This window comes from Bacteroides cellulolyticus, assembly GCF_025567135.1.
Taxonomy (GTDB): domain Bacteria; phylum Bacteroidota; class Bacteroidia; order Bacteroidales; family Bacteroidaceae; genus Phocaeicola; species Phocaeicola cellulolyticus.
In genome coordinates this window covers 13,451-24,099 of sequence record NZ_JAOQJJ010000008.1, presented here as the reverse complement: position 1 = coordinate 24,099, position 10,649 = coordinate 13,451, and the positions used below count along the sequence as shown (strand labels likewise).

9 protein-coding genes are annotated in these 10,649 nt (G+C 32.3%); all 9 read left to right on the top strand.

Annotated features, from left to right (window positions below; genetic code table 11):
* Nucleotides 1-42: 42 nt before the first annotated feature.
* The 9 genes from OCV82_RS09120 to OCV82_RS09080 are packed head-to-tail and all read left to right on the top strand — an operon-like array spanning nucleotide 43 to nucleotide 10,624.
* Nucleotides 43-1,227 carry a hypothetical protein gene (locus OCV82_RS09120; RefSeq protein ID WP_154044141.1) on the top strand — a complete coding sequence of 395 codons (1,185 nt, stop codon included), beginning with the start codon at nucleotides 43-45 and terminating at the stop codon, nucleotides 1,225-1,227.
* A gap of 18 nt (nucleotides 1,228-1,245) precedes the next feature.
* On the top strand, nucleotides 1,246-1,797 hold the full coding sequence (locus OCV82_RS09115) for a hypothetical protein (protein WP_154044140.1): 552 nt from the start codon (nucleotides 1,246-1,248) through the stop codon (nucleotides 1,795-1,797).
* A 19-nt stretch (nucleotides 1,798-1,816) separates the two neighbouring features.
* On the top strand, nucleotides 1,817-3,436 hold the full coding sequence (locus OCV82_RS09110; protein WP_154044139.1) for a hypothetical protein: 1,620 nt from the start codon (nucleotides 1,817-1,819) through the stop codon (nucleotides 3,434-3,436).
* Between the two features lie 11 nt (nucleotides 3,437-3,447).
* Entirely contained in the window at nucleotides 3,448-6,879 is a 3,432-nt protein-coding gene (locus OCV82_RS09105; RefSeq protein WP_154044138.1) for a hypothetical protein, read from the top strand.
* Between the two features lie 10 nt (nucleotides 6,880-6,889).
* A complete protein-coding gene (locus tag OCV82_RS09100; RefSeq protein WP_154044137.1) occupies nucleotides 6,890-7,666 on the top strand; it encodes a hypothetical protein in 777 nt (258 codons plus the stop codon).
* A gap of 11 nt (nucleotides 7,667-7,677) precedes the next feature.
* On the top strand, nucleotides 7,678-8,193 hold the full coding sequence (locus tag OCV82_RS09095) for a hypothetical protein (protein ID WP_154044136.1): 516 nt from the start codon (nucleotides 7,678-7,680) through the stop codon (nucleotides 8,191-8,193).
* Nucleotides 8,194-8,203: 10 nt separating this feature from the next.
* On the top strand, nucleotides 8,204-9,265 hold the full coding sequence (locus OCV82_RS09090; protein ID WP_154044135.1) for a S1 family peptidase: 1,062 nt from the start codon (nucleotides 8,204-8,206) through the stop codon (nucleotides 9,263-9,265).
* Nucleotides 9,252-9,935 carry a hypothetical protein gene (locus OCV82_RS09085; protein ID WP_154044134.1) on the top strand — a complete coding sequence of 228 codons (684 nt, stop codon included), beginning with the start codon at nucleotides 9,252-9,254 and terminating at the stop codon, nucleotides 9,933-9,935. Before OCV82_RS09090 ends, OCV82_RS09085 begins: the two co-directional genes overlap by 14 nt.
* Nucleotides 9,926-10,624 (top strand): hypothetical protein, encoded by a 699-nt coding sequence (locus OCV82_RS09080; RefSeq protein WP_154044133.1) that lies wholly within the window; start codon nucleotides 9,926-9,928, stop codon nucleotides 10,622-10,624. Before OCV82_RS09085 ends, OCV82_RS09080 begins: the two co-directional genes overlap by 10 nt.
* Nucleotides 10,625-10,649: the final 25 nt, after the last annotated feature.

Sequence of the window (10,649 nt, the reverse complement as noted above, 5' to 3'; positions counted from 1 at the left end):
AAATATTACATGCGAAACTTAAAATATTAATATAATTTGTGTATGAGAAAAAACATTTTTATCGCAATCCTCGCTATTGTAGGTATCTTGATTGTCGTAAATCTAATAAGAGATAATGGAGGAGGGAAAGAAAAAAATAATATGTGGGTAAATAATAAAATAAGTGCAAGTTTTAGTTCAAATACAATCAATGAACCAATTGGTGAAATACCTTCAACCGCAGAAATTTATATTGATGCATCTGGAAGCATGAAACCTTATTTCAAAGCAGACGGAACATCAATGATAAATACATTATCAGAAATAAAAAATCTCAATCAATCTGGTACCTCTATTTACTTTTTAGATAATAAAAAACCATATAAAGGACTCGTAAGAGATATTATTACTGATATCAACAAACAGCCAAATAATTCAAATACACTTTTCCATGATTTTTTCGATAAAGCTGCGTGCAAATTGGATACTACAAATACTATTATATATCTTGTGACTGATGGTATTATGAGTATCCATGATACTTCAAAAGATATGTCAACTGCTTTATTAGAATTAGGAGGAAAAATAACAAATTCTTTATCAAGACATCAAAACATTGCAGGTGCAATTTTTAGATATACTGGAGAGTTTAAAGGAACGTATTGGAATTCAAAAAGTAAACCTGTTGTTTTAAAAGAACAAATTAATCGACCTTACTATATTATAGCTTTAGGACACAAAGAATCTATTAGAAAATTACAAACTATTTCAAAAGACAAATTAAATAATCCTGAAGAATTATATATGGGATTACACGATTTAGGTGGTCATAAAGGAGCTACATCAGTTTATGGAGACAATGGAGTTATAGAAAATTTGAACTCACCTGTTACATTGATTCTAGATTTACCTAATTGTCTTCACAATGTTGATGAAACCAATGCAATCCTTACAAATGATAATAATAAATTAAATATTCCTGTTGAAAAAAAGGATAATAGATTGGTTGCGGTTATCCCTCCTACAACACCTCTCAGACCAGATAGCGACGGACGCATCAAAATCAATTTATCAATCAAAAATCAAATACCCACTAAATGGGTTCTAGATTGGAACTGCGATAATGATATCAATGGACCTGACGCCATCACAACATACGGTCTTGAAACATTGGTTAAGGGAATGTTTAATGGGTTGGAAAACGATACGATTTTATTAAGTGTAGATTTTATTTATAAGAGACAATAACATTTAAAAATTAATAATATGGATTTCTTTTATTTTTTAGTAACAGGTTCTGATTCATGGGAACCACATTATCATGAGAATTTTTTTAATATTCAAGGAGGATTCTTATGGGGTTTTATAGGTGCTCTAATTCTAGGAATTATTGTTGCCAGTGCATTCTATTTTGGATGTTGTAACAGTTCAAAATCATGTAAATCAGCAAACATTGGAGTCTGGGCTATTTCACTTTGTATTTGCGCAGTGATGTCCTATTTCTATGCAGACTTTGTAGTTATTGGAGATTCTAATACAACTGACAACACATCAGTATTTAGAGCGCATTCATTCTATAAGGCTAATGATGATTATTTTATTCAACAAACAAGTGTTCCTGGTGTTTCGCAAACATTTATTGACGACTTGACTCAAAAGAGAAATGAAATTAAATACAACCTCGACAAAGGCGGAGATGTTCGTTTTGAGTTTGATATAACAACAGCAATTTTGGCTGCGATTTTCTTTTTCATTACAAGTATTATAGTTAAAAGGTTTACAATCAATGGCAAAACTATTCCATTTGAAAGACCATAATAATTAAATTTTAGAAATTATGCCTAAATTATTTATTTTTGCTATTGGAGGTACCGGTGAAAGAGTATTGCGCTCATTTACTATGGTGCTTGCATCTGGTGCTCCTACTTTTGATAATTACGAAGTATTTCCCGTAATAATTGACTACGATACAGACAATGCAGATAAAGTCAGAACCGTTGAATTACTTAAAAATTATTCTGCTGTTCATGATTCTGCATTCACAAGACATAGTGCCACGAGTGACTTGAAAGGGCAATCTGGTCAATTTTTTGCAGCAAAATTGAGGAATTTGAATGGTTTGGAAAATTATGTTTTCCCATTTTATCCTGCTACTGATAATGAAAAATTCCGTGAACATATTGGATATGATCAATTGTCTGGTAATACAATGGGTACTGCTGATCTCTTAACAAGCCTTTATGATGAATCAAAGCGTGCTGATACGGAACTTAATCTTGATATGACTGTTGGATTTAAAGGCAATCCAAATATTGGTAGTGTAGTTTTTCACTCAATTAATAACACAACTGAGTTTGCAGCTTTTAGAGCACGATTCCAACCAGAATCGGGAGACAAAGTTATCATAATAGGTTCTTTATTTGGTGGTACAGGTGCATCTGGAATCCCAGAGATTGTTAAATCCATTGATGCTATGAAAAATGGTGCTAAAATTGCTACTATTCTTGTTTTACCATACTTCGCCCCTATGGAAAAAAAAGATGGTGCGATTCAAGCGTCTCGATTTAATTCAAAAACGAAAGCTGCTCTAAGTTTTTATAAGGATTCTGGTCTAATGACAAAAATTGATAAGATCTATTATGTTGGTGACCCATATCCTACTGTTGTGCCATATAGCGAAGGAGGTAAAAATCAACTTAACAACGCCAATATAGTTGAGTTGATTGGAGCTATGATGATAGAACATTACGTTGCAGGACGAGATTCTAAACAGAAAGAATTTAAATTTTCTCCTAATGCCAATATTGTAGTTCGTCAAGGTCAAAAGAATGGTCAACGATTATTTATAAAGGATTTTGATAATATTTCAGTTTCGTTTGTTCTTAACCATTTAGTTGAACTAGCTATTGGACTAAAATGTTTCCACGATGAAATTTATAGTGGCAAAGCGGCTTCAAAGGATTTTTACAAATATTTATTGCTAGATAAAGCTGTTTCAAAGGAAGATAGTGTTGATGAAACAAATAAATTGAGAAATCTGTGTTCGGCTCTTGAAAAATTTTATTTTAAATATCAAGAATGGTTAAAAGAAATTGACTTCGAAGGTAATGGTGATGCAATACCCGCAAATTCGCATAGAGTTGGTATTTGCGATATGACTCGCAACTATTCTGAAATCATTTTAAATGAAGCAATCAAAGCTGATGACGCTGAAAGTGCCTCTATCTTCTCACGTGCAAAAGATTACATTAATGGAAAAAGTAATAAAGATTCATTGACTGACGACTTTTTACTTACTCGATTGAATTGGCACATTCGAGATGATGCCAAGGGAAATGGACATTACGATACTGCATCTAACTCCATAAGAACTGGCCATGAACCAGAATGGGTGTTTGCAGATATTCTTCATTTAGCTTCAGTTGATGGATTTAAAGAATTAAAAATCACTAAATAACGAACATAACTATGCCAGATAATAATAAAACAGTTAAGAAGAATAGCAACTTCTTTACAAATGAAAATCCTACAATAACCGTAAACTCCTCAGGCAGTTATGGAATTATAAATAGTTCAATCGAACCTACTCACATAAATGATGGATTAACCGAACGTGGAGCTGGATTAGGTAAACTTGGGTCTTCCATGCCTTCTCCTTTAGCACGTTTGTTTTTATTCTCAGCAGCATTAAGAGAGGTCAATGATTTAGAAGGACGTAATCCTGGTGATGGTCACATCGGCAAAATAAATGATGATGGCAACATAGAACCAACTCCTTACCATGACCTTGTTGGAGAAATGCTAGACATGCTTGAATTTGTATTTAAATATGGAGATGAGCCTGATTTTCATGTAAAAAGATGGGACTTAGGAATTGAATGCGACGCATTAGAAAAATCATCTGTAAAAGCTCATACACAATTGGCATCTGCATTACGTTCTGCATTTGAATTTGGTGTTTTACAAAATCAACCTATTTACCTTTTTAAGTGGAAAGATAAAGTTATCGGGGGTACCTCTCCTATTTCACTTGTTTATACGTCTGCAAATCTTAAAACCGCTCTTAATAAGTTTCAACCTACTGGAGATGCAGCAAATGTTCTTTTCTCAAATCAAGCAGTCCCACTTCATCTAAGAGATAAAGCCTTTAAAGAATATCTATATCGTTTGAAATTTACTGATTTATCTGCAATAGCAACAAACGAACCGCTGTATCAATTATCTAAGTATATTCAAGATAGTGGTGCGAACTATGATCCAGATTTGTACCATAAAGTAACTGCGAATCCAACTGATTATAAAAATGTAAAAAACCTACAAACCCAAGGAGCTAATGTAAAAGTAGCAGGTGTTCAACTCCGTGTATCAGATCATACAATTTATATTAATCCTGATACCTCAGATTATATTCTGAAGCCATCTGTTGATATATATAAACATGGGAATGTGATGACGAAAACTCCTATGGTTTTAACTAAGTATGGAGTAGATGGTCTCAAGTATGCTGCAGGTCGCCCTTGGCAACCTAATAGCGATCGGATTGATAAGGTTCTTATCAAAGATATTAATGATCGTAAATTACCTGGATTTGGTCAAGTAAAATATCCTTTCTTAACTGTATCTGATTTCTTTGAAGATAAAGTTATTGAAGTTAGTTATGAGATTAATAAAGATAGATTCTTTACAGGATGTACAAAAGAAATAAATTTCCTTTTACCGCTTAAAAAAGTATTTTTCGAATATTTCTCTCTTAATGACCTTGTTGATGCTAATGGAAATTATACTGACATGCTTGTTGTTGAGTATAATGAAGAAAGAGCAAAATTAGTGGTACAATTAAATCTACCCTTAGTAAATGGGCATCAGATATGTTTACATAAAACCTATGATACATCTGAACAGAGTCCGGAGAAGTTAGATTGCTATGATAGTTCGAAAACTTTTGATTTTGCGATATTCCCTTTCTATAGATTAGAACCAGACACAAGCCATAATATTTATAATATAATGGTAGGTAATACTATAGATGGCATTTCTTTTAAGTTTTTTGAGCCAGAATTAAATAAAGTAGATATGTCTTGTAAATCTGAAACAAGGCATCGAACACTTAAAGGTAATAATTCTCAGCTTTCGACTGACCATATTCGAGTAAAATCATTTTCATTTATGGAACTTGAAATACCTTCAGAAGGTAAAGAGGTTAGAGCCTTGATTTTACCAATTTTCAAAAAGGTAAATTCAAATCCTGCAGCTGCGACAGAAGATTTTACATTTAGTTTAGATTTTGGAACTACCAACACTCATGTAGCATATGCAAAAGTAAAACATGGTATGCCATTTGGTCATGCACAAATTCAAGCTTTTGATTATAATGATAATGATACTCAGATGGTTATGTTCAATAATAAGGAAGGAGCAAGAGAATTTGGTGCTTTCGCCACTGCTTTGAAACGAGAGCTTGTCCCTGCTGTATTGGGCGATGTAATAAAATTCCCTATGAGAACTACAACTTATCAAGTTGCAGGAAGACCCGGACGCCTTGATATGTTTTATAATACTAATATAGGCTTCAACTATGGAGAAGACATATCACGTTCAAGTGACTACAAGACAAACATCAAATGGGATAGATTTGACGGTAATGCTAATGAACGCATGAGTACATTCTTTGCTCAAATGCTTTGGATGATGAAGAATAAGAGCATTTTGAATAATGGATCAGATAAATTTATATTAGTTGTTACCTATCCTATTTCAATGCGTCCAAATGATTTAAACAATTTTAAAACAGCATGGGTTAATGCGAAGAATGAAGTGCAATGTAATGTAGATATTCGTTACAGAACTGAAAGTGTTGCTCCATATTATTCATATTTAGCTCAATTACAATATGGAGAGCCATATGCAAATATGGATATAGGCGGTGGAACTACTGATATTCTTTATGTTAATCCATTTAGTGGAGAAACTAGTGTATTTTCAGCTTTCTTTGCTGCAAACGATTTGTGGAACGATGGAATAGATCGAGTTAATAGAGCATCAAAAGCCAATGGTTTTGTAAGATTCTATAATTCCGTTCAATCAGGGATGCTAGGTGATAAACGTTCAGACGTAGATGCTGTTATCAATAACGCATCTTCATCGGCAGATATTATTAGTTATCTATTTGCTAATGATGATTGGTCAAAATTATCGAACACAATTCGACGTTCACCGAAAATGATGCAATTGCCGGTAATCCATTTTTCTGCTCTAGCTTTCTACATGGCATATGCATTACATATGGCAGAAGTTGAAGTTCCGAAGAATTTATCATTTACTGGAATGGGTAGTAAATATATTAAATTGATTAGTAGTGCAGAATCTGATATATCCATGTTGGTTAATGCAATCTTCTCGTATGCAGGTAAAGTTTTGAATAATACAAAGTTAACAGAAGCTTCAGTAAAAGTATCTTTCGCTCCAAATCCAAAGGAAGTAACTGCAATTGGTGCACTGATATCATTAAATTATAATAAGGCTATCAATCCATCAGAAGACACTTACTTCGGATTCGAAGAAGAAGAACCTGGAAAGGTTATGCATTATCAGGATGTCACACAAGAAGTCCAAGACTCTGTAGTGAAGCTTTTTAGAAAGTTTACATCAATGTTCAGCGATTCAGTTGTTTTAGATGTTCTTAGTGATCTTGGATATAGCGTAGATTCTGATATCACAAATAAATTAAGTCAGTATGCTGTGCAAAGTCTTCGTCAAATGAAAGATAGTTCCTCAGAAGGTCAAAAAACAACAGATAAACTAAAAGAACCAATGTTCTTTTGGCCTTTAAAGAATTCTCTCTATATACTAGGAAAAGAACTTACTGATAGTGCTATAGAAGAAGTAAATGGTGTAAATTAATAATATACAGATGAATAAAGATAATCAAACCAGTTCAGACTCTATAAATGCATATATACCAATATCTGCTAATAGTTCAAATGATTCAACAACTGAAACATTTGCCACTATAGTACAAGAAACAACATTACCTACTACTACCACTGAAAAAGGTGGTAGTAGTGGTATGATTTCCTTTATATGTATTGGAATTTTAGCTTGTATTTGTTTTTATATTTGGAAAATAGTAAAAACAATCTCAGCAAGCACTCAAAAGATGCAAAATTTGCTTGTAGAGAATCAAAACCGGTTAAAAAATGCTGAAAAAAAAATAGAAATACTCAATAACGAAATAAAATCACTCACGAGCAAAGTATTTTCTATTTCAAAAAGCTCTACACCTAAGAATATTAACACGGTTATAAGAGAGGAGCAACCTATTTATCAATATACAGATAAAAAGGAAGAATCTTTTGAAAGTAATCAAGTTAAATTTGCGACCTTACAATCGCCCGATGAAAATGGTATTCTTCGTTTCTCTGAACGTTCCATGGTAGATTCCCCTTCCTCTCAAAAAATGTTTCTTTTGGAAATTGACTTAAAAAGAGGTATAGGAACATACAAAATTAATCCATCTGCAATTAATTTTATTTTGGGTGATTTGCAGATGTTTAAAGATTTTGTAAAGCCGTTCACATTTAGTGGAGATACCAATAATGTAACAATACAAGATAAAAGACCTGGTAAAATTTCCAAACAAGGAAATTACTGGGTTGTAGATGAACTTTTAGAAATAACAATTCGTTAAAAATAATTAATATGGCAATAGATATAAGAAGTCAAGAATTTGCTAACGCATGGAGAACTGTTTCAGAAGCTTTATTAGCATATTTTCAAAATGGAGAATTAGGAACATCAGTCGTTAGTCAGAGTAAGTCTGAAGAGATCAATCATATTGTGATTAATGAAAGTAAAGCAGATACTAATTCTGAAGAAGGTAAGACTATTCAGGATGTAAGGTATGCTGCTTGTCCAGTAAAACAAGTTGATGGTTCATATACTTTTAAAAACTTAAAAGAAGAACGTCAACAAGAATCTACGTATAAAATTACACGTTACGTAGGCGGTTATTGCGAATTTGAATTGTGCGACCTTCAAGGTGAAGCTAGACAAATTTTTAAAGATAATCAGTCTGATAGAATGCCATCTTCAGTAGGGACATCAACTGGAGAAATTACTGCAGATAATAAAATTCTCAACATTAAACTTGGAAAAGGAGTGATGGATGGCCGCTCTGTAAAAATCACAGAACCTCTTGCAGTAGAATTTAAATAATATCCTTAAAATGAAGAAAATTCTGTTATTTGCTGCAATTGTTTTTATTGGTATAATGTGCATAAAAAAATGTGATAGAGGAAATGTTACATCTGGCACACCAATAAATGGATATGTAGGAACAGTAAAGTCTGTTTCTGGGAATGTTTTAACTCTAACTTCTGGACTTCAAGCCCGTTTGCTTGGTGTTGAAGCTAATCGTACAGATGTTGAAATGTTCCTACGTTCTCAGTTTCTAAATAAAGAAGTAACATTATATGCTGATTCTCATAGTAAAACTCAATATATCATATCACCTTATGATATAGTAGATGTATATGTCGTTCAGAATGATGTTAGAACATACTGTATAAACAGACAAGTGGTAAGAGAATATCCTAATTCATATCATCAGTCTGAAACTTTTGATTCTCTTGGTTGGATTGGGCCAGCACGAATTCCTGTTGAAAAGAAAAACCTTGCGTTATATATGAAACAAAGGACTTTTCTAATACAAACACCAGAAGGTATAGGTACAGGATTCTTTATTAATGAAGACGGACTAGCTGTAACAAATTGGCATGTTCTTAAACCAGGTCAAGAAGGTAACTCTTTAGCAGTTTTATACCAAGATGATCCTAATGATAGTCAAGTCTATTCTAATAACAAAAGAAACTTTAAGAATATTAAATGGTCTTCGGATGTCAATGGTCTAGATGTAACAATTGTTTCTGTTGAATTAGAAAATGGTGAAAAAGTTCCATTCTTTGATATAGCAAGACAACGTCCTAATCAAGGAGATGCAGTAGCTACTTATGGAAATCCACATGGCTTGACCGCATCATTTACTAAAGGGCATGTATCTGCATTTAGAAAGGATCCTTTCAATCCTAATAGGAATGTGGATTTGATGCAGTACGATATGACGACAAATGGAGGAAATTCAGGTGGACCAGTTTGTGATATATATGGACAGATTGTAGCTGTTCATGAACTTGGTGATAAGTCAATGCAAAACACAAACTATGGAATAGATGCTATGCAGTTAAGAAATGTTCTTGACAAACTTGGCTTAAATTATGGCGGTAAGTAATATTTTACTCAAAACGATTATAAGAAAGTGTTGTCGAACATTATCGTATGTAGAAGAAGAACAGTTTTTTACATTCCCATTTTATCCCTATATATCAGATATTTGGGATAATATAAGAGGAGAAATACATTCTGAATTTCCAGAATTCTATCTCAAGGATTTTAATAATATTCTTCATAATTTAAGTGATATAGATAATCTATGTGAAAGGAATGAGGTCTCTCAGATTGCAGATTCATTAATACTAAATGGAGAGGTTCTTGAAATTTTCTTAGGAGGAAAAATTCACCCTCTTCGTTTAGTAAAAATGAAAGATGGACAATATCTAAATGTAAATACAGGGAATGGTTACGTTTTTGGTACAAAAAGTGAATTCTCTAAAGAATCACTTTTAGTAACATCTGATGGAAAAAATCTGGGAAAAATTAAATCTATTTCCCTTTTATATCTATCTTGTGAACATATTGTTTTAAGTAAATTATTTATAGGAAATTATTTTAATAATAAAGTTTCTGATTCACTTTGGCCAATTTTTGAAAAAGTAGTAAAAGATGGACACCCTAATAGCGACACAGATCTGTCTATTTACTTAACATTAGCAAAACAGATGGGGATTAATTCTTATACCCTTATAAATATTCTTAATGCAGGATCCCATTTATGGAGGTAAGTAATCAAATTCTAAAAATTGTAGAACAAAGAATAAGCAAAGACTCTGAATTATTTTTTATTGACACTGATATATATTGTTCACAATTTGGACTCAATATTATTAAAAGAAAAAAATTATTCGGAGTGTCACTTAATAGCGAAATAATATTACCAACTATATATGATGAGATTATTCTATTAACTTGTTCCGTGATTGCCACTAAAATTGATAATAGATATTCGCTATATGACATAAATAAACGAGAATATATAACAGAGTATGATTACATTTCGTTAGAACCTATTGAATCCTTTTGGAAATTAACAAATCCTCATGGCAAATCGATTATTCTGAACACAGTAAATAGTGTTTTATACTTGAATGAGAACTGCTATGAAGAATTTAATCTTAAACTGAATTATACAGAATATGTTTGGGCAAGAAAAGGAAATTTTTTTTATTACATTAATAGAAAAACTGGGAAACACATATCACTACCATGTATAGTTATGGCTTATGACACCCAATATGGAATGTATGGTAGGGATACAAACAATAAAGTTTTATATTTCGATGAATCTGGTGTAGAAGATGGAATTATGTTGCGTAAACAAGTTATTGATGCAGGTGGCTATCTTAAATTAACAAATTATACCTATAATTTAGAAGATATCATTGATGTGTACGGAAATATTTTGAACGTTTAACATGTATATTGTACAACAGTAACTA

Coding starts and splice junctions, on each gene's coding strand:
- OCV82_RS09120 (WP_154044141.1), top strand. CDS start 43: ATGAGAAAAAACATTTTTATCGCAATCCTCGCTATTGTAGGTATCTTG.
- OCV82_RS09115 (WP_154044140.1), top strand. CDS start 1,246: ATGGATTTCTTTTATTTTTTAGTAACAGGTTCTGATTCATGGGAACCA.
- OCV82_RS09110 (WP_154044139.1), top strand. CDS start 1,817: ATGCCTAAATTATTTATTTTTGCTATTGGAGGTACCGGTGAAAGAGTA.
- OCV82_RS09105 (WP_154044138.1), top strand. CDS start 3,448: ATGCCAGATAATAATAAAACAGTTAAGAAGAATAGCAACTTCTTTACA.
- OCV82_RS09100 (WP_154044137.1), top strand. CDS start 6,890: ATGAATAAAGATAATCAAACCAGTTCAGACTCTATAAATGCATATATA.
- OCV82_RS09095 (WP_154044136.1), top strand. CDS start 7,678: ATGGCAATAGATATAAGAAGTCAAGAATTTGCTAACGCATGGAGAACT.
- OCV82_RS09090 (WP_154044135.1), top strand. CDS start 8,204: ATGAAGAAAATTCTGTTATTTGCTGCAATTGTTTTTATTGGTATAATG.
- OCV82_RS09085 (WP_154044134.1), top strand. CDS start 9,252: ATGGCGGTAAGTAATATTTTACTCAAAACGATTATAAGAAAGTGTTGT.
- OCV82_RS09080 (WP_154044133.1), top strand. CDS start 9,926: ATGGAGGTAAGTAATCAAATTCTAAAAATTGTAGAACAAAGAATAAGC.